The following is a 23,688-nucleotide window of genomic DNA, read 5'->3' on the forward strand; positions in this document are numbered from 1 at the left end:
GAATTTTCGTAGCGCTTTGCTGTAGGCGCGCACCTACACATTTTCGGCAGAGAGACCTCATGGATCGGCGCCGCTGCCGAACGCGGTAAGCCTTCGACGTTTGTTGATCGAATTGAAGAAGAGCCACTCTGAAATGGGTCGAACGGAGGTAACCTAGCCGAACATGAGGGCTGCTTTTCGCTCTTGCGCCGGGAACGCATACTCCCGAAATCACACGACGGACCGAGGTGATCCGTCTGGCACAGGGGACAAGACCATGCTGGAGAAGCTTCTGCAGGAGTCCGATGTCTTTCATGCGGCCATGGAAACGTTGCGGCAGTCGGGACCGCCCATTGCTGATGGACAGCTTCGCTTCGTCGTCAGCGCGGTCAGCGCGACCCTGTCCATCGAACACGCGGCCGCGGCCCGGCTGTGCTTCGCCGGCGAGCTGGCCTCATCGGCGACCGCCATGGTCCGCCTTCAATACGAAGCGACGGTTCGATCCGCGTGGCTGCTTCACGTGGCCACCGATGAGGAGGTTGATCTGATCGGGCGACCGTTGGACGGCGAAAGCGAAGTCCTGGCGCGCAAGATGCCGGGCGCCACGGCGATGCTGAAAGCGATGACGGGTCGAGCGCCCGAAGGGCTGACGGTTCCCCTTCAACAGTTCCACGACGTGACCTGGCACGGACTCAATTCATTCGTGCACGCAGGGATCCATCCCCTCCGTCGGCAGAGTGAAGGCTTCAAGGTCCTCCTGGCCTGCCAGATCCTTCGAAGTGCCAACGCGATCCTCCACGTGGCTTACCGGATGCTGGCCGCCCTGACGGGGTCCGCGGCCGCCATGAGCGCCGTGACGGATCTTTGGAAAGCGCATGGGCACTGCCTGCCGATCGACCCTGACCTGGCGGTTTGACGCCTCTCTGCCCCTCTTGTCTTCACGCTTCATCGCGGACGCCAACGGTGATGCCGATGGCGAACTCCTTCGCCCTCGACGATGCTATTCTCAGCCCGCTGTCGTTTCGACTGTTGTTTTGCCGCACCATCGCGAAAAAATCGCGTTGTGAAACAAGGTGTTGACGTGGTGTCCGGACTTTGATTCCCGCCACCTCCACCAATATGGTCTATGTCCCCAGTCCATCGGGGAAAATGGCCCGCCTCGGCTGATTCCTTCGGGTATCACGCGAGGTATCACGTGCCAAAGCCTTTGCTGCTGAACCGACCAAGCGGACTCCATGTCCGCTTTTTCGTGCCTGCCTTTCTGCAGCCTTCCCTTGGACGCCGCTATATTGTGCTCAGTCTGAGGGGCCAGCGCGCGGATGCTGCGCGGCTACGGGCGGCGCAAATCGGGTATGTTCTGGGCCAGGCCTATGAACGGATGCGGGGCGCGGCTGTGGCAGAGCACAAAAATCTCCTGGAAACGGCACTCGCCGCCGCGCGGGGTCCTCATGTGGACCTGACGATTGAGCTCCCAGGAGGGGTTCGCATCGTCACCGACGGGTCCGAGAGGGAAAACAGCGAAGCCCGGGCGCTGGCCCTGGAGCTCGAAGCGCTCCGCCTCGCGTCAGCCACGCCGCAGGTCACCGCCCCCTCTCCTGCCCCCGAGCCAAACCCCGACAACTTGCTGTCTTCCCGTATCGAGCTGTTCCTTGAGGAGATGGCCGGCAAGAACCGCTCGGAAAAAAACCTGATGGACACGGGCCACATCCTGCGCCTGTTCCTCGCACTCGGGGGTGACAAGCCGGTCCAGAGTGTTGGGGCTGACGACATCGGCCGGTTCATGAGTGCAATGCGGGTCTGGCCGGCGAACGCGTCGAAAAAGCCCGCCTACAAGGGCTTGAGTCCCGCCGATATTGTCGCGAAAGCGAAGAGAGAGAGCTCTTTGGGCCTTGCGCCTCGCACACGGGAAAAGCACCTCGACCGCTTGCGGCTGTTTTTCGGGACCTGGCTTGAGCGCGGGATTGGCACATCAAATCCCTGCAACGGGTTTAATGTCACGAACAAATCGCAGGATGAGGCGCGCAGCCGCGAGCCATTCTCGAGCGCCGACCTGCAGAAAATCTTTGCTCCAGACCGCGTCCTTAACACGCAGCCCCACAAGTACTGGACGCCCATCCTTGGGCTCTACACCGGCGCGAGGCTCAACGAACTCGCCCAGCTCCATGTTGAAGACGTCGAGGAGATCGATGGAATCTGGGGCATCCATATCCGACGAAAGACGAAGAACAAGGCGTCGAGGCGGTTTATCCCTCTGCACCCCGAACTCATCCGGCTGGGTTTTCTCTCGTACGTCGGAGACGTGCGCGCGGCCCGTTTTGAGCATCTTTTTCCCGGCCTGACGTGGGGAGTCAATGGGCCAGGCGATGCCATCGGTGACTGGTTCAATCGCACCTACCTTCGGAAGACCTGCGGCATTGATGACACGACGAAAGTGTTTCACCCCTTCCGCCACACCTTTGCCACAGTTGCAGAGCGCGCCGGTGTGCCGGACGGGCGCATTGCGCAGCTGACGGGTCATAGCACCGGTGGGACCGTTCTTCGCAACCACTACATCAAGGTCGCCGAACTTCCCCGCAGACTCGAAGACATCAGCAAAGTGGTTTTCGCCGAGGTGCAGCTCAAACCGCGAAAGCCTGGCTTTTTTGAGCCGTACCTGCGCCGACAGCGGGCACTCGACAACCGGGTGCGCAGGGCCGAGGAAGCGGAACAGAAATGACCGCAGTTACGGCCGTGGCCGTTTACTGGGTCCGGAAGGCACATTGCTGCTCAGTTGAAGTTCCGATGTCCAATGGACGTGTCGCGAGGCTTGCTTTCCATGACGTTGTTGCTCCGACGGGCTGAGGGGACAACCTGTTTGCGGCCTCCAAGACAGGCCCCATCCTCAAGTCGCCTTCACCCCGACCAGAGATCCGCGTTTGCCGCGCGGGAGGCTGACACTGAAAAACTCGAGTCCGCCACGTACCCCCGAACACTTGCTGCTGAGTTTTCGGAGGTATCTGCCGAAATCACCCACAGGACTAAGGCCGAGGCTCGGGGTTTTCGCTGAAGTTTGCCTTGCAGAACGCTGACGGGTTGCCACTCGGCCAGTCTTGGTTGAACCACTCAATAGACGATAAAGGCAAAACTGGCGAGCGTGACAGTCGCCAGCATTGTCAGGAACGCCGGGATGTCCTGCCCACCAATGTGGTGGCGGACAACATCGCCGAAAAGCCAGACTGAGAGAATGACGCCGCCCCGTCGGCAACGGTCCCGAACTCTAGTCCGCATATCTCCCGCATCACGCGCGCGAGGTGCGTCGTGCCCTTGCACAAGGTCACCTGCCTCCAAAGGGTTTGCAATGTTGCGGTGCTGGCTCATGGTTCGTCCCATCTCACCAGCGACCGTTCAACGCGGCAAAGCAATCCGTGAGTGCGATTTCGACATTCGCGCTGATGCCACGCATCCATAAGCATCGGCTTTTCATTACACCTTCCGTGAGTCCGGCAGTCCATTCGTGTAGCGGCCGACTAGAGCAAGACTTGAATTCAACGCAGCCATTTGATCGGGGTCACGCTGCCCCGCCTTCTGGCATCCTGCTCACGGGCGTGGCCGGCCGGCCAAGGCGCGCCAGCAAGCGACCGATGCGGCATATGGATGCGGCCGGCAGATCGTCCCACTGCCACCGCTCCCACACCTCAGGCCGGCAGACGGGTACGAGGACGTCGATGCACGTTCCACGGCGATGGCGGGCCGCGCGCCAGAGTGCCTCGGAGTTTCGCGCCAGCGGGTTGCCCAGACCGAGGAGCAGACACACAACCGCCAAATGGCCCCGATGGGCGGCATGCATAAGTGCGGTATCTGGGTCACCGGCACGCCGTACTCCGGGGTCTGCCAGAAGCGCGCGGATTGTCTCCGCGTCCCCGTCCCATGCGGCATCACACAACCGCCTGTCGAATCCATACCACATGCCTTCTCCTTGATCCGTCCGTCCTAGACTGCCCCAGTCAAGCAGGAATCCGGCCGCCGTCAAGGGGGGGGGGCATTCGACGCTTGGAAGCCAGCAAACGACGCGGCCAACCGGACCTCGCAGTCCAATGTCAGCCTCGGACGAAGCTGATGATTTCGTCGATTCCGTCGCCGTTTGGCTTGAACCCGTTGGCGACCGTGTGCTCGTACTAAGCGTCTTTCCAGCGAATTTCTATGCCGCACCTGGCCTCTTCCCAAGCCTTCATGTGCCCGGAAGTTGTTAAGCGCGGCAACGTAACCTATTGCACGAACTTGCATGTCGGCGACAGCCTTTGAAGAAACCTCGCGCCAATACTGCAGCCCGTTGTGTGGCAAGGGGGTAACACTTCCGGTCAGCGTAGAAGGTCAGGCAGTTCGTAGAGCAGCGCCAGCGCGTCCGGCCATCCAGTCTCGCCAAAGATGCGCAAAACTTCCACGAGTCTCGCCTGTCTTGGGCCGTCGTCGAAGATACTGCGGTAATCGGCGATGTAACGACGGATGATGCGTACAACAACGGCTGCTCCCAAGCTCTCAAAGTGATACCCCTCCTCCCGGCCCCGGCCCGTCAGCAAACCATGGATGGCTTCGAACACGCCGACGGGGTCACCGGGAATAAGGAACGCGTAGAGCTCCAGCAGGTAATGCAGGGTATTAGGCTCGTGCGACTGCGCCGCAAGGTGAAGTTCGGTCTTGTAGTCAATGAGGAACCGGCCGCGCTCTTTCGGGTCGGCAAGCTGCTGGTGCTCATGCACGGTTTTTTCGTACGCGCCTGAGCCGAAGTAAAGCTGATTGACGACGCACCCGATGAGCCGCTCTGCCGTCCGGTAGATTGCGACCGTTTCCGGAGCGGCGGGTGCACCTGCCAAGCGCGCCACCTTCTCGTGCGCGGACGTCGACGCCTCAACAGCAGCGGTCAGGACGAGCCGTGCGGCATCCTGCGCCCTGTCGCACCCATCGGCGCTCTCCTTACCCGCACCTGGTCCGTAACGCCAAAAGAGCGGTTCGCGGAGGGCGTTGGCAAATGCAGTCAACTCGCTCCCATAGGAGGCCAGGTCCGCAGTCCAGGTCGCGACCCAGGCCTTGGCCACGACATTGTCCTGCCCGATGTATAGCGATGCTGCCCCGCTGCCGAGGACGTCGGCGAGCGGTGACTCAGAGGACACCCCGTCAGGGGTCCTCGGACCCGTGGCAAGAGGGGCGAGAAGCGCGACGCAGGCATCCGTGTCGATGCCAGCGACGCGAAGCGCCGAAGAAGCGACCAAGGCGATCACATGCGGGTCGCCCTCCTGCCTAATGAGCCGATCCGCCATCGCCCACATCCTTGCCGGTCCCGTCGCGTAAGCCACGGGCAGCCTGCTGGCGACGACCGCCCGTACCACCGGCGACGGGTCAGCAAGAAAATCCTCCATGCGGTCGATGAGGCCCGGCTCTGCACCGGTAAAACGCGCCGCAAGGTCGCCTGTGGCCCCTGCGGCGCGGACGCGAAAGTCGTGATTGGTCCACATGAACGTCACGGCCTCTCTCCGGAAGGCCCGGGCGTTTGGGAGGGGGGCGGCGCGATGCGGTCCATCAGCCCCAGCAAGTCGGTCAGGCTCGGCAGCCCATCAACACCGGGATTGTAGCCATCGCTGCCGGTCATGCGCTCGACCACATCAAACACAGCCGAGAATGCGATGTTGCGCACTTCGTCGTGGACGTCCAATGTCGACGCCTGGTCAGCAAGCGCATGGGCCGAAAGCCAGAGGGACGCGAGGTCGATCTGTCCGTCATCGCCAGCGGATTCCGTCAATCGTGCAGAGAGGGCCTCGGATGCGGCGTGAACGGCGGCATTGTCACCCTCATCCCTGTCGATGCCCAAGCGGACAAGCATCATGCGCCTGGGGTCCGACCCTTCATCCGCCGGATCCTCGTGCCGACCACCCGGTGCCCCATTCGCAAGGAGTCCGCGCACAGCGAGGTCATCTCGCACGGCCCGCGACGCCGTCTGCAGTGTCTCAACGCCGATGCAAGAGAGAATCGCGGCCTGCACACTCGCCCATCGTGCCGCTTCATGGACGCCCGACCCCGGCGTCGCCAGAAGAACGTTCTCCTCGAACGCACGCCGGTCGCCGACACCGCGCGTCAACCACGTCGCTGCGACAAAGCGGGCTGCTGCAAACGCTGTCTCGTCGAGGCTGAAGAAGTCGCAGCGCAGTGCAAAGGGCCAGACGAGGTCCGCGACGTCCACGCGTGTCACTGCAACCGTGAAAATCCGCTCCCACACTCCTGGGGTCGCATAGTCCACCGAGGCCGCTGCAACGCTTGCGGCAAATGCCTCGACGGTGCACCCCTTGAGGAAAAGGCTGTACTGGTGGAGAGGGTCGTCGTCGTGGGCATGCCGCGCTCCGCCGTTCCGGAGCTGGAAGGCAGGATATGAACGCCCCCGCAGCTCAAGTACCGTTCCGTTGTCATCCATCCGGATGGTCGTCGGGGTGATGGACAATCCGCTCGTTATGGCCTTCCCGAGTTGGGCTGCGATGACCGCCCGGGTTCCGGACGTCGGCGATATGGTGAGAACCTTTGCAAGCGCGCTTCCCAGCTGCCACAGCACGAGCCCGTAGTCCTGCTTTCGGTTGGACGACAGGGGCAGGATGCGGCTTTGCTGTCCGCCAATCCACGACGACGAGTCATCTAGGATCCGGTGCCCGAAGAGCACGGTGTAGACCTCAAGGGTGAAGGCGGGGGACGCTCTCGTGACGGGAACAATCTGTTCCGCAAGCCACCCCGCCTCCGCGTCGGCGAATCTGGAAAAATGCGGTTCACGGAGAACCCGGTCGAGGAGTGCAACAGCGGCTTCAGGGTCAGCCTCGGCGCTCCGTCCGACGAAGCGAATGGCCACGGACACCAGATTGCGGCGCACAGGCTCTTCCGACCATGCAAGCGCAAGGAGTGTTCGCGCCGCTGTTGCGAACACGGCGCGCAAGACCGGCTCGTCGACGGGAGCGCGCTCGAAGAGGCTGAAGAGCAGATGCCGTGTGGGCTCGACCATCGGCGCCCCGTTGACCATGAGCGTGTGGGCCAGAGAGGCCCACACGCAGGCCTTGTCCCCGGCAATCTTGCCGGAGACGTCGACGCCCACACACCCTGCGAGCCTCTGGAAAAAGAGCGGTAGATGGCTTGAATGGGGCTGCCGGTCAAGAATGCCACGGAGTGCCAGAATGTCGGACTCCGATGACACCGACTCCACCGCAACCCGGATGGCGACACTGGATGCAACGGCGTCGACCGTCGTTGAGGAGAAGGCTGCAAGCAGCATGTTCCAGACGGCTGCCGGGCCATTTTCGTCCATGCGCCACATCCGGTCGACCGCAAAGGTCACGGCGGGAGCGAGCCTCAGCGCCACAGACGTTTCGCCCTGGAGTTGGACAAGCAGCGCTCCTCCGTCCGTCCAGTCAAGGTAATAGCGGCCCACCGCATGGTCAAACAGCACGTGGTGCGCGAAAGAGACGAGGTCGCCGTCGCCCACCAGGACGCCTGACGCGATGACGTCATCGAGGCTGTCGTGGTCCACGTCAACCTTCCTGACGGTGAGGCGATGACGCTTGACCATTGTTGCAGCGGCCGCACCGACCGCACGCTTCAGTGCCATCGTCTTTAGGCGGGCGTTCTCATATAGGTCGATGAGTCCCGACTGCGACCGGACGCCGGCAAAGGCGTCCGGCGTCATGCCTTCCCCAACGAGGCCTGCTGCCAAGGAGAGGTTAAAGGCATTGCGCAACAGAGCCTTGACCTTGGGCGACGTCGCACCCAGCAGCGCGCCAAGCGTCGGCGCGAGCGCACCGACAGCGTCGAGGTCACTGTCGGAGAACGTTGGCACGCGGAAGTGGCGCACACGTTCAAGGCCAAGCTCCGCATGGGCCGGCTCCACCGGTGCGCCGGGGAAAGCCTCGCGAAAACGCTGGCCGTTTTTCAGGTCGAACGTGCGAATCGAGGCAACCACGGCCCACTCGTTGCACGTCTGACCAATGACCCTGTCTATGAGCGTGCCAAACACGGCTTCCGGTGGCCCGCCACGGGCCGCATCGAGGGCGTCGATGAAGAGGATTTTCGGACCAACGCCCGGCCATGCGGCAAGCACGTCGAAGAGCGGGTGTTCGAGCTCAAGTTCCGAGGCGAGGTCACCCGACAGGGCGACACCGGGATACCGGTCGACCGAGAGGAACACCACCGAGGCGCCCGATTGCGCCAACTCGCTCGCCGCATGCCAAAGTGCGCCGGTTTTTCCGCACCCTGGCTCACCGATGACCAGCAGTGACCCGGCCCGGATGGCGCCGATGAGGACGTTGTCGGCGGCCCGCCTGACCGGGAGGCCGCCATTGAGGGGCAGGCACGCGTGAGCAGCAAGCCGTGTGAGCTCGGTGCGAGTCGCTTTAAGAAGTTTTGAGACGTCAGCATCGAAGCGGGGTGAGCCAATGTCCGTGTGGCCCCGCCGACGAAGCTCTCGGATCAAGCCCGTTCGGTCAGCCGGGGCACCGCTCCCAATGAGTTTGCGCACGATGTCGAGCAAGTCGCGAAGCGGTGAGTCGCCCTTGGTCTCGTCCCCGTAAAGGCGCCTGCCAATGAGCTGGGATGCTTCCCGCCAATCAACCTCGCCTTCGTTCATGGCAAAGCGCCGCACGCGGAAAAGACGGGCGAGACTTGTCAGGTCGGCGTCCGAGGGCGCCGCTCCGGTGTGCGCCGTCCAGGCAGGTGTTGCCAGCGTCTCGAACACGGAAAGTGCGGCTCGTTCCGCTTGGTTTCGCTGCAGGGAAACCAGGCGGAACGACCCGCCCATGTCCATGGCGCGACAGCCCGATTCGAGATCATTGAGCGTAGAAGCGGCCTTATCGGAGACCGCGAAAATCGCCGCGTTGTGCGTCGGGTCGGGCAGTGGCCCTGCTTTCTTGGCTTCCGCAATCCAGCGCGCCAGCTGGCCGACCGTCTTGGTCAGCGGAGCCTTCGGGCCGCTCCCCAGGTTCGCGTTCGTCTTACTCTGGATAGACAGGATGCCACCGTTGGACTGGACCACCTCGATATCATCGAGCCCCTCCCCGGTTTCCAGGCGGATGGACACGGAGACCACCTCGTTGTCGGTGCCAAAGCGCCCTCCGACCGGGACCTTTGCAAGGAGATGGGCAGCGAGCCATGTCCCGACCGCCGCCTGAAACGCCATTCCCGCCTCTGTTGCCCGGCCACCCGCCGGCCGGTGGGCGGCCGTTTTGTCCTTGCTGCCGTTGCCCGCCATGCTCGCTCCTTGGTGATGTGGCCACACCGGCGCCGCGTCCTGGCGACGGCTACCCCTTTCCTGTCTAGGGTAGCGCATGGCCGCGCTCGGATCTGGTCAGAACGTCCCCCGCTCCAACGTGCGGGAGGGCCGGTCGCCCTGACTGTCAGCGGTTGATCGACCCCGGGAGGCCAAAGGCTTGCCCCGGCGTCATTCCCTCCGTGCGCACGAACCGTTCTTCTTCGACACAGACCAACGGCAACCATTCGGGCGGGTTTTGCAGTGGGGCCGACGCCCAGGGGTTGAGGTAGAGCGTCTGGCGACGCACCGGTAGACTGTAGAAATCGAGGTCGTTGAACAGCCATGCGGCGCTGACCCGGGCCGAGCGAGGCTCTCGCCCGTCATGCCAGGCACCATCCGGTGCCCTCACCAGCCGTGCGTTTCGGTCAGCATCAATGGCCATCCCCTCCGACCCGAACAGGGCATCAGTCTCGTCGAGGTCCCGCAGATGGAAGGCGGTCACGCTGATGGCCACCACCAACGGATGGGGCAAGGTTCCATACCTGCGCCCTTTGTTACGGATGGCTTCGCGGATGGGCGTTTTCAGGTCGACCGCACCCCCACCGATGGAGAGCAAGCCGATGAGGCGGTCCAGTTCTCCCCGGTTGTTGTTTTTTGGAATGGCGCCGAAGGCCAGCGTCCAACCCTGATGGTGCCATGCATGCCGTGGATAGGCACCATGCCCATGGATGGCAATCTCGCGGACGACTGCACCAGCATCGAGTCCGTTGATCCATGCATGCACGTCACGGATGAGTGCCCGCGCTGATGGCTGCGTGGCCGGCTGGCCACCTTGCTCAATGTCGAGATAAAAAGCCGGGTGCGGTGCACGGTCGAGCGCATCGAGGACGTCCTCCTTCATGGCCTCGGCACCGCCGTCGATGTCCCGTCCTTCGTTGACGACGATGGCCTCGAGAAAGAACGGCTCACCGTCAGGCGGAGTGACCAGGAAATCCGGACGTTTATCGGTGCCGTTGGCAGGGTCGGGATGTGCAACGAGCGCGTAGCCCTGCCGCACCAGCATGCCGTACAGAAGGAGCTCGAAACAGGCAGACTTGAACGCGTGGGCACGTCGGGATTTGAGCCGCTGCGATATCTCGAATTTTTCCGATTCGATATAGGCATCGAAGGCATTTTCGAGCAATGCACGCACCGCGCCCACGGCAAGATCGGCGGACCGGTCCAGGAATTCTAACTGGGTTTCCCTGTAACGCTTCGTGGTGGCGTCGGTGCGATCAAACCGGCGAAAGAGCATGGAATGTCCCTATGTTGCAAAGCGGGCGCAGACGGGCAATTGGCCTGACGTCAGATAGTAGGGACGTTGCCGCCTGTTGGCTGGTGCATACCTGACAAGACGGCATTTGCGACCGTTCCTGCCGCATCGCTGCCAACCCCAATGTGGGCATCCGCTTCCCGAACCAGGAGCAAGCCATCGCCCCCCTTGTCGGTGCCGACAAAAACTCTTCCGAAGTTGAGGAGCGTCGGGAGAAGTCCTCGGATGGTTGACGTCGACAGCGTTATCCAGCCCTCAGGATGCGCTTGTGGACCGAATGCTTCGAGGATGACGTCTTCAAACGGAATGCACTCAATCTCGGCGAGGTCCAGACGCTTATCGCCACCGGCCTCTGCACGGACGAAGAAGTTGTCGAGTTGCGACAGCGCCACGCAAATGGTCCCTGTGAACCGTGCACCCGGCATCCTGGCATCAGGGGCCCCGTCAATGGGGAGCGCATTCTCCTCCGCCTCAGTCGGGGCGGCGGGCATGCTGCGCAAATAGGCGAGATAGTGGACGAAAGACAGTCCTGCGATGGGTGGCGTCGAATCCATTGTTGCCCAATTCTTCTCGTCAAGCGCGAGAGTCCGTTGCGCGGCCTGGGTAGCATTGTCGTACGACTTTTGCGTGCTTGTACGACGGTTCTCAAAGGCCTCGTCCGTTTCGCCAGCGCGTCGTCGCGGCGGGAAAAGCGGACCACGGTCGGCAACGGCCAGTTGCTGAAGAAAGTGGGCCAGTTTCTTCGGGTCCCTGGCCTCCTCCAGCGACTCCGCCCGCCGCAGACGCTGACCGGTTCGCCTGAGGACCTCCAACTGCGAAAGTCGCCCAGCACGCTGCTGGTCAAGGTCGATGGTGTAAGTGTTATCGGGCACCACGACCGAGGCAGTCACCGATGCCTCGTCGAGCTGACGCGCAAACGGTTCAGGCCGCACCGTGCCGCGTCGCTGCGCAGAATTCGGCTTGCCAGCGACGACGCGCTTGGCCTGGAACAAGGCAACGCGTGCACAGTCCGGGCCTGTCGCCATGACAAGCGTAAAATCCGCTCCCCTGTCCGCCTCATTGTCCCGGGCCTCGCCGGTTCTGCTCTTGCTGTATTGCCCCCACGCGCACGTTGTTGAAGCGTCGGTCTTGCTCTCGGACGATTGCCCTCCCGAAAAAATTGCGGTGCAAAGCGGGAATGCTGCCGAGAAGCCACCGAGGAGCGCTGCGGTGATGGTCTCCTCGTCGCAGGAGGCGAGCATGCCAATGCCGGTGAGCTGATTGAGCACGTGGCGGAAGGTGGCCTCAACCGGTGCGGCGGGGCCGGCGCGTCTGTGGTCAGCGCCCCACTCAACTGCATAGCAGCCCAAGAGCTTTTTTCGCAGTTCCTCGAGCATGGCCCATCCCTGAATCATCGGTCGTGCTTTGTAGCATGCTAGAGGCGATGACGTTCGCCTATGGCGGCCGAACCTACGTCAGGTACTGCACGGTCAAGGGCGCGACGCTGCTCATTGAGCCGATGCGCTGCAAAGAAACGGGCGAGGCGGTCCTGCGGCCTCTCCCAGGCGTCGTGCTTTTCGTTCTCCAGCCACCGGACGCGCCGCGCCCAGTCCCCGGGCAAGTCTTCGACGCCTATCTCGGGCAACGTCGCATCGCCTGGCAGCCTATGCGCGACAATTCCATCGTAGGCCCGGGATGACCAAACGGGTGCCTCGTTGCGCTGCGACGGCGTTCCGAAGATGGCAAGGGCGCGAACTGCCCGGTGTACACGGTCCCGGGACAAGTGTCGTGCCGCGTGGCGCTGCCAGGCCGACCAAATCTCTTCAAGTGCGCCCCCATACCACGTCGACCACTTCGACCGGTCGGCGAGCCCGATAACCCAGTACGGAACATGGCCGTGAAATTCGTCTTTCTCGTCCCCCCGTCTGAGCGCGATGTATGTGAAATCCGCGAAATATGCCTTCATGGCGGCCTCGTCAGGTTGGGTCGCGCACTGGCCAGGGCCGCGCCGCCTCGCTTTCTCACGGCCCACCGGTCCGGGCAGCGGGCACACGATGACCCTGGCCGGGGGACGGTGACGTACACACGCGTTAGGCGGCCCGGACGACTGTATTGGCGCGACCGAATCTGCAGGGCGTGCATCGGCATCGCTGCCGGAGGGTGGACGAACGTCGGAATTGAGTTGCACGGAAATGACCGGGGCGGGAAAACCATCCTGGCGAGGAACCCCGGTCTGTCAAGACCCCGCTTCCGCCTGACACTCGGTCAATGGAGGACGGGTGGATTACCCGTGCCGCCCGTGCTCCGCCCGGTCCCAGCGTGCTCACCTGCCGCCTCGATGGCCGCCCCTCCCGCTCCGTGCGTCCCGTGGCGGGTGCCCTTGCCGCCCTCATCACCGCCATCATCGGCGCCCCTGTCCTCGCTCTCGCCAGGGTATCTTCCAGAACCACTGCCACAGCCTGGAAGTACGAGGCGTCGTACCGCATGTCGAACCAGTGCAGCACCACCGCCTCGTCCGCCCATCCGTGTCGCTGCTGCACAGAAAGCCCCTCGGCCCGGGACTCAGGAATGGTCGACCACGGCCACCCCATGCCCTCCATTTGCCCATCGACCCGGCGGATTGCCGACCATGGCCAGCGGGTTTCGTCGACCTCCAAGACCTCCGTGCCCGAGAGCTCAAAAGGCATGCCCTCGAGCCGGATTCAGCGGGCGACCTCCTGTCGCTCCTCAAACGGTGCATCGGTCAGGCGTTCGCGGATGAGTTCGAGACACCGGGCCTTCCGCAGGAGGCGGTGCTGTGTTGCGGCCCAAGCGCGCCAAAGATGGACTAAAGTCGATAACTCATCCGACCAGTCAGGAGGCATCCGGTATGGCATCAGCGACCAACGGTGAAAGAAAACTGGTGAGCAAAAGCCGAGCTCTGGGATGTCTCGTCATCCTCGCCACAATCACCCTCGATGCTAGCGGTGCGCGGCAACCTGTCCCTTCGCCCAAGTCATATCTCGCATCATCGTCTTCCTTGTGAGGTTCCCATGACTGACAACGCGTCTCCCGTCACCGCCCCTAATCACGGGCCGGATTACCGCGCGGCGCTGGCCGCATTTGACGCGGCTGTGTGTGAAGCGTGTGCGGTGAGTCAGGCCATCGGCGTGCGGCAGGCGGAGCCCCATGCCGGCTATGCCGCCATCTTTTTTACACGGGTGTGCGCGCATGCCACATCGATGATTCGCGCCCTGCCCCATTCACGCTGGGTGCGCTCAAATGACCCGCATTGGGATTTCGGGGCCGTCGCCGGGCACGCCCGGGCGCTTCTTGAGGGTCATCTTACGTTTACCTACCTTTCGGCCACGCCAGAGAGCCAGGAGGAGTGGTCGGCGAAGCTTAATGTGATGCACCTGTGCGACTGCGCGCGGCGCATCAGCCTGTTTGCAAACCTAGGCGAAGAGGCGTCGGTCAAAGGGTTCGAAGGACAGAAAACCGAACTCCAAAACCGCCTTGCCGGCAATGCATGGTTCCTTGCGCTGCCCGAAGCCGTGCGCAAACAGTGCCTCAATGGCAAGTACCTGCACATCTCCAACCGCGATGCGCTCGTCAAGGAGACCGGGGGAGCCCCTAAGGCCTTCAACGCCTGGTTCGATCTGCTCTCCCAGCATACCCATATCCTGACGATGTCTTTTTACCGGATGGAACCGGACGGCCGGGGCACCGGGGTCGAGAACGACACCGACCGGGGTTACATGACTATGGCGATGGAAAACTGTACCGCAATCCTCCAAGAAGAAGTCGACCGCCTGGTGGAGCTGTTCCCTGATACGGCCCAAGCCCGCCAAGGCGTCCGGTCGCGATTTTCACCCGGGCCAAAGGAGAACTGGCCGGACTGGCGTGTTGCGCAGGAGCGCGCGTTCCAGACGCGGCGCAAGCCGAAATCCCGGAGAAGGAAATAAGCTGGACTGCATTGCCGCGACCACCCCCGCAAGGCATGCATCGGCATCGCTGCCGGGGGGTTGGGAAACGTCGGGATTGTGCTGCACGGACCTGACCGAGGCGGGACAACCATCGTGGCGAGGAACCGCGGTCTGTCAAGGGCCTGCTCCCGACTGGCGATCGGTCAATGGAAGACGGGTGTAATCCCGCTGCCGCGCCCGCACGCTATGCCGTCCAGCAAGGCTGGCAAAAACCAGCTACGAGCCAGCCACCGCTAGGGCATCTTTCCCCAATCAGCAACGGCGGCAAGGACCGGGATTTTCGGCCGTCCGAATCCGTACCCACTGCCCTGCTGGCTTTCCGTGATGACACTGCGCACGGCATCCTCCGGCCCTCCGATGAGCTCGAGAATGCGGGAGAGATGCTGGCGCGAGATACAGCGGGCAAAGGTCTCCAGCGGACCGTGCTGGTTTGCATAGACCAGGGTCATCGGATACCAGACGGCGTGGTATCCCGTGGGGACCACCTGGCTTCGCAGGAAGAGCAACAGATCAGCCTGGATGAGGTCGACGAAGGCATGGCCCAATGCATCGGTCCGCACCTTTGCAATCTCAGCCTGCAGGGACACCTTCTTGAGATCCAAGCGGCGGTTGCGGGATTCGAGGGAATCGACCTCGCGGTTGAAGGCCGGTGCCCCTTGCATCGGTGTGCCGCCCCGGTAACTCACCGAGGCGTTGTAGTACGGGCGCACAAAGAGCTCGCGGGCGATCGCAAACGCACCGGACTTCAGGGCAATGGCAACGGCAGCGAGGAACAGCTCCCAGCCAAGGAAGCGGTACGCGTCGAAGTCATTGTTGCCGTAAGAGCCTGACCCCGATTGGGCCTCATAAAGCGGCAAGATGCGCTCAAAAAAGCGGTGGAGGCGGGTGCCACTCTCCTCTGTCGGCGAAAACCGGCAGGCAACCGTGACCAGCTCCTCGAACTCGGCACGCACGCCTGCCATGCGCTCGATGGTGGCGACAATCGCGTCATCCACTGGCCCTTCCACCGGCTTTGTCAGCGCAAATTGTGGGAGTGCTTCGGCAAGCTGGCCGAGTGCATCGTCCAAGGCGCCGCCTCCCCCTTCGCGGCCCGTGCGCATGGCCTCGGTCGCACGACGAAACACGGTGCGGGAACCGAGCTGGGGGCCCGTATCCCCATCGAGGTAGGCTGGCCGCTTGCCCAGAGGCGGCCGGACATGAAGGGGTTTGTCATACACCCAGCGCACGAGTTGCTCGAGGTTCTCCGCCATGCGCTCGCTGGAACTGAGGTCGATGTAGATGCGCGAACGCGCGAAGGTCGGTACAAAGGGCTTGCCCGCCTCATCGAGCGAAGGCAGGACGACGACAAACTTAGTCTGCTCAACGGCCCCATAGACCTCTGCCGAGATGATCTGCGTCTCGGTCCCGACGCCGCCACTGCGGCCATCCGCTTTTTTTGCGTAGGTCTCGTCGGAGATAATGGCGACCTTGTGGACTGAAGGGTCATTGACCATGCGTTCCATGAACGCATTGGCGTCTTGGCCCTCCTTCAGTGCCCATTTGTCGAGGATGACATCAATGCCTTCGGCGACAAGGTCGGAGGCAAGCTTGATGACCCAGGCCTCATGGTCCGGGGAGGACCAGCTGTAGGAGATGAAAAGTTTCGGTGCGTCCATCCCATCCTCCCGCAAATGCGTCCAAGGGTAAGTGGATGACCGTCAGCACTCAAGGGCAGATTCGCCCTTAGGCGCCGAACCGCGAGTGCACTCTCCTCCACGAATGCGCGCGAGGCACCTAAACTGTATGAGCTGGGACGACGCGGCCGCCGTGGCTTTCGGTCAAAGGCGTTTCCGCGCAGGGGTGCCATCTTCATTTCCCCTCTCATCCGCACCCCGCACAGCGCGCTCAAGCACGAACCGCTCAATGACTGCCCGGACGTCCTTGGGAACGGTGTCGAACGGCCGCTTTCCTGCATTGTTCACCGCGTTCGGGGAAAGCCCACTCCCCGCCATCCGAAGCACCTGACACCGGTCTGGCACCCGCCCAGGCCCTGTCCACGCTCAGCCGCTCGAACGATGAATCGCCCGTTGGGCCATGGGCTGTCTGTTGTAGCGGCCGCCGGGCAACACACACGGCTTCAATGTCACCCATCAAGTAACGATCGTGTCGTGAGCGGCCGGATGAGCTTGCCTTCCCAGGTCACCAGCGTGTGGACCACGTTTTCGGTGACAAAGCGGAAGTTCGTTTCCTGGTCCTCGAAAGAGGCCGCCACGATGCTCTGCAGGCCCTTTTGTCCAGAGAGGGCCTGGAAGAGCGCCCGCAGGCTCAGCTCGCTCATCGAGTGCTGCGCAGGTTCGTCAAGAAGCAGGCAGCCGAGATGGTGGCCGTCAACACCCTTGAATTCCGAGGTCTGGTATAACGCAATGAGATACGCCCAGATGAGGCGAACGAAGTCGCTGGCACTCGAATTGGTCCGCGCGTTGATTTGGCGGAGCTCGAGATCGTCGAGGGTAGGCATCAAGGTCTGCGTGCTGACATTGATTTCTGACGGCTGGACGCTTTTGTAGTCAAAAGACCCCGCATTCCCCCGGAAGAACTTCGAGAAGATGTCGATGGTTTGCAGATCCCGCCCGGAGAGGTGTTCCTTGGGCAGCTTCGAGAGCAGCTGCCGGTTCGCCGCAAACCGCTCAGCCAAGGTATTGAACACGTCCAGGTGCGCTTCGAACCGCTCTTCGAAGCGCTGCACCCTCCCCAGTTCGAATTCGGTAGCAACGAGTCGCCGAAGATGTGACTTGGCCTGCAGGCTGCCGGCACCGAGATCCGACCGGAGCGCCGTTAGCCTCCCACGGACGATGACCAGTTCACGTTCGATACCGGCAAGCAGGGTTTGACCCTTGTCGTGCTCAAGGGTCAGGCCCTCGATTTGCCGCTCAAGCATCCCGCGCTGGGCCTTGAGATAGCTGATGTTCGCTTCAATGCCCATCTGCTGGCCTGACACCGATTCCAGCAACAAGGTGTCAGCGATGTCCTGGTGGCAGGTCGGACAGATGCCGGAGGCCACATCCAGCTCGAACTGGGCGCCGAGGACGCGAAGCTTATGGGCCGATTCGTTTTTTTCGATGTCGGTATCGAGCTCGGCCACCAGCCGGCGGTAGTCCTCGATGGCGCCCAACTGGTTGCGGGTCGACAGCGCACCACGTCCTTGCAAAAGCACCAGGCGCTGCGCTTCGGCTTCCGTGTCGGCCAATTCCTTCAAAAGGGCCTCGCTCGCCGGCGCGACCTGCTGTTCGGCTTCGGCCATCAATGCCAGATACTCGCCCTTGAGCTGCGACAGGTACTCGTCGGACGTCACCACGCCCAAGTCGACCTGCTTGACGACCGAGACCGCCGAAGCATCAAACGGGTGCACCGCGCGGGACGACAGGTCACGGGGGACAGCTCCGAGTTCGGCGGCCTCCTGGCGCAAGGTTCGCACTTCTGAATCCCATTCGCGCTCGATGACCTGCGCCGCCTGCTCAAGCCGCGAACGCTTGACCGCCGTTTCGAACACATCGAGCCCAAGCACGTATTCGGCCACGCGGGTTCGCACATCGCGGATGCCAAAGAACGGCGCGTTGCCGATGTAATCGGTCCAGCCACGTTTTTGCTCGACAGCGTGTGCTGCAAAGACATCCTGCAGGTAAAGCTTGGTTTCCCCGCCCGTCGCCTTGGCCACCTGGGGCAGCTCCAGCTGTAGAAACAGCTCCAGGAACCGGAAGAACCCGGCAGCGTACTGGGCGCTGCCCGCGTCGTGCAGGTAATACGGTATCGGCTCACCGGGCGCAGCCGGGCCCGTCAGGCACGCGCCCTCAAACACTTCGACGAGCTTTTCCGACCTCGAGCCCGACACGATGGTGCGGCGCAGGGTCACAACGCGTCCGGCCTTGTTTTCGATTTCGAGCATCACGGTCGAGCTCTCGACCGCGACCTTGTCTTCGCCGTCGAGGAAATACTCACGAACAGCCGACTGCAACGCGCGCGTGCCCCGCGCACCGGCCAGCTCCTCCATGCCAAGCGCATAGAGCAGGGTGTGGAAAAACGTGCTCTTGCCGGTCGAGTTGTTCGCCCGGACGATGGTCAACATGGGTCCGAACGCGAACTCGTACCCGTGTGGCCCCCTGGCGGTGTCGACGACCAGGCGGATTGCCTTGAACCTCATGCCCTTCTCCATTCCTTTGCGATGGCGTCCACCATGGCTTCCGTAACACCCTTGCCGATGAGGGCAAGGTCGCGTTTTTCAGGGGCAAGCAACGCCTTGTCTTCCATGATCGCAGCAGCAAACGCCACGCCATCGGCCGACAGTGATACCTTCGTGCACTCGTCAATCACCAACCCCTCGGCAAACAGAAAACGCAGTGCCACAGCCAGGGCCGGGTCGAATCCCCAGGTCACCATGGTCAGCCGTCGTAGTGTCACCGCCTGCGACAGGGCGCGGACACGGGCGGCGTTTTTCAGACACCAGTTGAACAGATGCAGCCGGGGCAGTCCCGACTTGCCGCCCCGGGAGGCAAGCGACAATACGAGAACGACCTGGGCCATCTTGTACAGGGGGCGGTGGTCAGCAAGAACCGGTGCCGGGCGGCGGTTGAAAGAGAGGTGGGCAGCGTCAGACATAATCAAGTGAGCAGATGGCAAGCCAGCGGGCGACGATGCGCCGGGTGATGGCGGAGAGCTCTGGGCCATCGAGAACGTCAGACATGTCACGAACCAGCCTGCTCTCCAGGTCTTGCGTCAGCATCGATGTCATCTCCTCCGCTGTGCCGGTAAACAAGATGCATGTCTCCGCCATTCGGATTTCAAACTCGTTGACGTGCCGGACCAGCCTCTGGTGAACCGACGGCATGCCCTCTTCGATGCGCCGGAAGTGGTCATCGCACTCGAGGAAAGTCTTCAAAGTCCACGCGTAGAGCCGGCCTTGCGCTGCACCTGCATTGGGACGGTCTTGCAACCGAACTTGCGTCTTGCGAAGGATGTTGGCCTCGTAAATGCTCAGGTCATCGCCAAGCGGTGCGAGGACCACGGGGAGGCCATCGAGAGCGGGACGACCACCGCCTTCCTGGAGAATCTGGAAAATCTCCTGCCCGTAAAATTGTCCGTCGTGGACTTCAACCGTCACAAGTTCGTCGACGAATCCGAGCTTCCAGCCGCGCAACTCGGCTTCCTTGACCTGCGCATGCGCCACGAGGTTGTGATGGCCAAATTCGGGAATGACAAAAATCCACCGGCGGATTTTGGTGGTGCCAAGGTACGTGGGCAGGTGCGCCGCATTTTTCTTAAGCTTGGCGATGTCACGCGTGAGCTTGTCACGCAGGTGCTCGTGGAGCTCCGCCTGCGTGTAGTGCTTGTCGGGACAGTAGCACTGGAAGGCACAACCGTCAGGCTTGGTGAAGCCTTCGATGCCAAAGTCCCCGGGGGAAGCCGGAATGGGCTGGTAGCCGGGATACCGGCGCTTGAAAACCTGCTGGCACAACAACTCCCAGCTCGTTCCGTCAAAAGGCCCGTAGGGCGTGCTAATCATTAACGAAAGATCCCTTTCCGCACAGCAGTCTGGACCCTATAACGGCCTGTGATCCGTCAACTTTAGCCGTTGGAGAAGGACTTTGCGCGGCAATCTGTATAATTGGCCGAAAACGTGCAGGTCGCAGTGCACTGTGTCATCGACCACGGCGGCTAATGTCGCATCAGCCGACTTTCACCAGTCGGGAAAATCCACGTCTGACTGCCACGTTCAGCCTAAGAGCGAAGTCGTTCTCATCGCACCCTCGCCTTCGAGCAGGCACTCCTCGCCTCCGTCGACATGTCCCTTTTCCAAAGGAAGGTAACGACAGAGCGCTGCTGCGTAAAAGAATTACGAGACCACGAGCTCTTCAAGACCAACAAGGTCACCATATCTAGGCAACCGATAGCGCTCTGGCGGCGCCGTGCCGATCTCATTGTTGCACTGGTCATGCTGTTGGTTGCCAGAGCCTGTCACGTGGAGGCTTATGATTTGAAGAATAATCTTTGCGAAGACAGTCGCAAGCTATGATAAGCCGGTTGCCCGGACATGACGAGTTAGCATCCCGGCACATTCCGCTTGATCGCGATGTTGAGCGTTCGCATCTTCCGATACTTAGGCCAAATTCCCTCGGGAAAGAATGGCGCGCACCAGATGCGCTTCAGACCTCCTTACCAACGATTAGCCGGCTTCACCTTCCTGGTCACGCACATCGTGCGGCCGCTCTGCATGTAGACGCGTGGCGATGTCTCCAATCATCGCCGCATGGGCCAAGGTGGCCTTCCACGCTCCAGGAATACCATCGATGCCATAGACCGCACCCGCAACCTGACCGGCGATAGCCGCCGTCGTGTCCGCGTCATCGCCAAGGTTTGCGGCCGCGAGCACAGCATCCCGGAAGTTGTTGGTGGTCATCACACACCAAAGCGCGGCTTCCAGTGACTCGACCGAATAGCCGCTTCCTCGGACGGCTGAAACCTCGAGGTCGGTGATGCGCCGTGCAGCCAACGCCTGGAGCTTCGGCTCCCGGGCGACTGCGGAGGCACCTTCGAGCAAACCGGTCAGCGCCTTGCCTTGCAACGCATTGGCGAGGACCACTGCGAGCACGCGACAAGCATCCACAGCCTCCGGTGCCGCATGCGTCGTCAGGGAGGTGGCGGCGGCAAGATCCACGGCGTCCCCAACATTAGGGAAACTCCACAGGACAGCGGGAGCTAACCGCATGATGGAGCCATTGCCAGCCATCATGGGATCCGATGTCTCCGCAATCAGATTGCCGTACTTCTCATGGAAATTCAGCGCCGTCGACACCGTTGAACCGATATCGAAGCATTCGCCGTTCGAACTCATGTAGCCGTGATCGCGCCAGTTGATGTAGCGTCGCAACTGGTCGGCAGGGTCATGCCTCCGCTGGCAGAGAAAGCTCTGCGCGAGGCACAACGCCATTGATGTGTCGTCCGTCCACTCGCCGGGTTTCAAATCGAAAACCCCGCCACCGACCATGTCGGTCACCGTGGAGAATGATCCTCGGGGCGAGAACTCCACCGTGGTTCCCACGGCGTCCCCACAGGCAAGCCCGACAAGACAGCCGTGGTAACGGTCAAGCAAGGAAACCATCCAACGTCCTCCAATGGGGAGCGCGCATCAACGTGGATTCTATGCGAGTGCCAAGGTGAAGTGAGAGAACGGACACCTCGCCTCGGTCAGGCACGATACCAAGAAGCTCACCTGCCCAGGACCAATCACCCCGGCAATCGTCCTGGGCACTGCATCCACCTCACGCATCAAGGCCGGTCGCCGGCGGCGCGCCCTTTTTGTCCAGAAAATCGATGACCGCCGGGCTTGTCGCAAAGTCGAGCAGAACCCGTCCTTTTGAATCCACCTGATCTACTCGTGCCCCGGTATCGAGGAGCACCCTGACCATCAGGGACATCCCGCGATGTGAGTCACTGAGGGTGGCCAGGGTCATGGCTGTCCCGCACCGCACCGACCGCTCGGCCAGAAGATCAATCCGCTCGAACTCCAGATGTGGATTGGCTCCTTTGCCGAGGACCATGCGCGCATCATGAGCGTCGCGACGGACGATGCTCAATAGCAACCCATCCTCCAGCCGTCCGGGCAGCCGGAAGATGAGTTGCCAAAACAGGACCTTGTGTTTGTCTCCATGACGGGACACTCCATTGGGATGCAATACAAACTAACCAGGTTTTGAGCTCGGCCCGCCCCACTGCGATGCACGTCCGTTTCCCATATCGGTCTACCTGAGTCGACTGCATCATAGTGGAATCATCAGAGGCGCCGTTGCACCGTTCCAGCATGCACCGCCGCGTGCGGAGTTGGGAGCATCCTCATAAGCGAGAACCTTTCAATGACAACACGCAACCCTTCCGGCAGGACGTCGACGGGCCGTTGGTCATTGCCGTTGGTCATTGCAGTTGGTGACGTCCGGGTCCAGGCCGACCTGAAGCAACCAGTCGAGCACCCGTGGCGACCGTGCCAGGTGCAACAGGGTGTTGCCGTAGACGTCCTGGGGCCCCATAAATGGGACTGCGCCTTCAAAGAGCAACGCCAGACGTGGCTTGCCGGCACCCACTTTCCATTCCACGTCTTCAGCGACGACCGGCGGGACACCGCTGTCAATCAACACTGCAAGTCCCAGCACTGTCAGTCCCGTATAGACGTACTCGCCGTCGAGCTCAAGAAGGCTGTAGTCGTACCGGGGAACGGTGTCAGCGGCGCCCATCCCGATTAGTTTTGATACGCGCTCGGCATTCTTTTTGATGAGCGCATCGTGTAGGCAGTGCCACGCGCTGAACCGGGCCACGAGCGGCGGCGGGCCGCTGCCGGCACACGTAGCGTCCTTCGGTCCCTGCTCCCGATCGGCGGACCGGAAATAACCGGCCCGGTCCATGGCGCGGACCAGTTTGGGATTGACCAAGGTCCGCCAAAGGGATTCCGGCACCATCAATGGCGGCAACGGGTCGTCGCCATAGTCGGGCCGCATGAAGTTCAAGCCCCTGAAACTTGCTCCGTATGTGCCGGCCCAGTATGAGGCCGCTTTCCAACGCGCCGCCGAGGACGAGGAACGATTCGCGCGGATTGAGCAGGTGTACGGCCGGGCCGTGTAGGCAGCGACGAGAGATCGAAGAAATAAGAAAGGGCTGCATTCGCGGCCCTTTTTCCTTCCGGCGTGCTCGTGCCCCCCCCAATCGCTCCACCAAGCGCCCCACCAGCGCATCCAGCGACGCCTCCGGCCACCGCTCCGGCTGTTCATAGCCCTACCGCGCCAGCCGTCGAACAGGCCTGCGCCCCGGGACCGCATGCGAGACCCCCCAGCAGCACCTAACGCTCCGCCACCAGCTCCACCAAGCGTACTGCCGACCCCGCCGCCAACCCCACACCCGATTACCTGCCCCATTGCTCCCAGGAAAGCCCCAGCAGGTCGCTGCTGACCAACGGTAAGCCACCCACGTATGCGTAGGTGGACGGCCCCGCAGCGATTCCCAACGGGTCACCCTGGATGTATCGCCCCGTCGCCGTTTCGTAATCGCGGTTGACGTTGTAGGCCAAACCCGAATCCACATCGAAGTACTGGCCAAGTAACCACACCCTTGACGCGCCCCTGCGCCCACGTCGGTGGCTGGCCTTGATGCAGCGCATCTGGGTGATTACGACGGATGTTGGTCAAATG

General features: G+C 62.1%; 18 protein-coding genes. 3 read left to right on the forward strand and 15 right to left on the reverse strand.

Going from position 1 to position 23,688, the window contains the following annotated elements:
* Positions 1-256: 256 nt before the first annotated feature.
* Both ACVKN3_RS08805 and ACVKN3_RS08810 read left to right on the forward strand, forming a co-directional pair.
* A complete protein-coding gene (locus ACVKN3_RS08805; protein WP_354514238.1) occupies positions 257-895 on the forward strand; it encodes a DUF6988 family protein in 639 nt (212 codons plus the stop codon).
* 279 nt (positions 896-1,174) lie between these two features.
* Complete coding sequence (locus ACVKN3_RS08810; protein ID WP_354514236.1) at positions 1,175-2,695, forward strand: site-specific integrase; 1,521 nt, start codon at positions 1,175-1,177, stop codon at positions 2,693-2,695.
* Between the two features lie 386 nt (positions 2,696-3,081).
* On the opposite strand, the gene ACVKN3_RS08815 is transcribed toward ACVKN3_RS08810, so the two are convergent.
* The 7 genes from ACVKN3_RS08815 to ACVKN3_RS08845 all read right to left on the reverse strand — a co-directional run bounded on the left by ACVKN3_RS08815 (position 3,082) and on the right by ACVKN3_RS08845 (position 12,483).
* On the reverse strand, positions 3,082-3,336 hold the full coding sequence (locus tag ACVKN3_RS08815; RefSeq protein ID WP_185754417.1) for a hypothetical protein: 255 nt from the start codon (positions 3,334-3,336) through the stop codon (positions 3,082-3,084).
* 190 nt (positions 3,337-3,526) lie between these two features.
* Complete coding sequence (locus tag ACVKN3_RS08820; RefSeq protein WP_036142112.1) at positions 3,527-3,925, reverse strand: ankyrin repeat domain-containing protein; 399 nt, start codon at positions 3,923-3,925, stop codon at positions 3,527-3,529.
* Positions 3,926-4,316: 391 nt separating this feature from the next.
* Positions 4,317-5,477, reverse strand: coding sequence for a hypothetical protein (locus ACVKN3_RS08825; RefSeq protein ID WP_354514233.1), 1,161 nt, complete (start codon positions 5,475-5,477; stop codon positions 4,317-4,319).
* Positions 5,474-9,226 carry an NACHT domain-containing protein gene (locus ACVKN3_RS08830; RefSeq protein WP_354514232.1) on the reverse strand — a complete coding sequence of 1,251 codons (3,753 nt, stop codon included), beginning with the start codon at positions 9,224-9,226 and terminating at the stop codon, positions 5,474-5,476. Before ACVKN3_RS08830 ends, ACVKN3_RS08825 begins: the two co-directional genes overlap by 4 nt.
* Before the next feature lie 145 nt (positions 9,227-9,371).
* Positions 9,372-10,520 carry a hypothetical protein gene (locus ACVKN3_RS08835; RefSeq protein ID WP_354514230.1) on the reverse strand — a complete coding sequence of 383 codons (1,149 nt, stop codon included), beginning with the start codon at positions 10,518-10,520 and terminating at the stop codon, positions 9,372-9,374.
* Positions 10,521-10,570: 50 nt separating this feature from the next.
* A complete protein-coding gene (locus ACVKN3_RS08840; RefSeq protein WP_354514228.1) occupies positions 10,571-11,914 on the reverse strand; it encodes a hypothetical protein in 1,344 nt (447 codons plus the stop codon).
* Positions 11,915-11,952: 38 nt separating this feature from the next.
* Positions 11,953-12,483: a hypothetical protein gene (locus ACVKN3_RS08845; RefSeq protein WP_354514226.1), complete on the reverse strand. Its 531-nt coding sequence runs from the start codon at positions 12,481-12,483 to the stop codon at positions 11,953-11,955.
* Between the two features lie 1,066 nt (positions 12,484-13,549).
* Here ACVKN3_RS08845 and ACVKN3_RS08850 point away from each other — a divergent pair.
* Positions 13,550-14,461, forward strand: coding sequence for a hypothetical protein (locus tag ACVKN3_RS08850; protein WP_354514224.1), 912 nt, complete (start codon positions 13,550-13,552; stop codon positions 14,459-14,461).
* A gap of 254 nt (positions 14,462-14,715) precedes the next feature.
* Here ACVKN3_RS08850 and ACVKN3_RS08855 read toward each other — a convergent pair whose 3' ends face one another.
* From ACVKN3_RS08855 to ACVKN3_RS08890, 8 genes are all read right to left on the reverse strand, one after another.
* Positions 14,716-16,137 (reverse strand): SEFIR domain-containing protein, encoded by a 1,422-nt coding sequence (locus ACVKN3_RS08855; protein WP_354514222.1) that lies wholly within the window; start codon positions 16,135-16,137, stop codon positions 14,716-14,718.
* Positions 16,138-16,604: 467 nt separating this feature from the next.
* Positions 16,605-18,659, reverse strand: coding sequence for a hypothetical protein (locus tag ACVKN3_RS08860; protein ID WP_354514220.1), 2,055 nt, complete (start codon positions 18,657-18,659; stop codon positions 16,605-16,607).
* Positions 18,656-19,114: a hypothetical protein gene (locus tag ACVKN3_RS08865; RefSeq protein WP_456991577.1), complete on the reverse strand. Its 459-nt coding sequence runs from the start codon at positions 19,112-19,114 to the stop codon at positions 18,656-18,658. The genes ACVKN3_RS08860 and ACVKN3_RS08865 overlap by 4 nt, the downstream gene beginning before the upstream one ends.
* Entirely contained in the window at positions 19,107-20,018 is a 912-nt protein-coding gene (locus ACVKN3_RS08870) for a hypothetical protein (RefSeq protein WP_036142142.1), read from the reverse strand. Before ACVKN3_RS08870 ends, ACVKN3_RS08865 begins: the two co-directional genes overlap by 8 nt.
* Positions 20,019-20,678: 660 nt before the next feature.
* Positions 20,679-21,614, reverse strand: a complete 936-nt coding sequence (locus ACVKN3_RS08875; RefSeq protein ID WP_354514216.1) for an ADP-ribosylglycohydrolase family protein — start codon at positions 21,612-21,614, stop codon at positions 20,679-20,681.
* Between the two features lie 160 nt (positions 21,615-21,774).
* A complete protein-coding gene (locus ACVKN3_RS08880; RefSeq protein WP_354514214.1) occupies positions 21,775-22,089 on the reverse strand; it encodes a hypothetical protein in 315 nt (104 codons plus the stop codon).
* 321 nt (positions 22,090-22,410) lie between these two features.
* Positions 22,411-23,010, reverse strand: coding sequence for an ankyrin repeat domain-containing protein (locus ACVKN3_RS08885; protein WP_354514212.1), 600 nt, complete (start codon positions 23,008-23,010; stop codon positions 22,411-22,413).
* Positions 23,011-23,402: 392 nt separating this feature from the next.
* Entirely contained in the window at positions 23,403-23,657 is a 255-nt protein-coding gene (locus ACVKN3_RS08890; RefSeq protein ID WP_354514210.1) for an RHS repeat-associated core domain-containing protein, read from the reverse strand.
* Positions 23,658-23,688 lie beyond the last annotated feature (31 nt).

Source organism: Luteibacter sp. PvP120 (assembly GCF_054055715.1).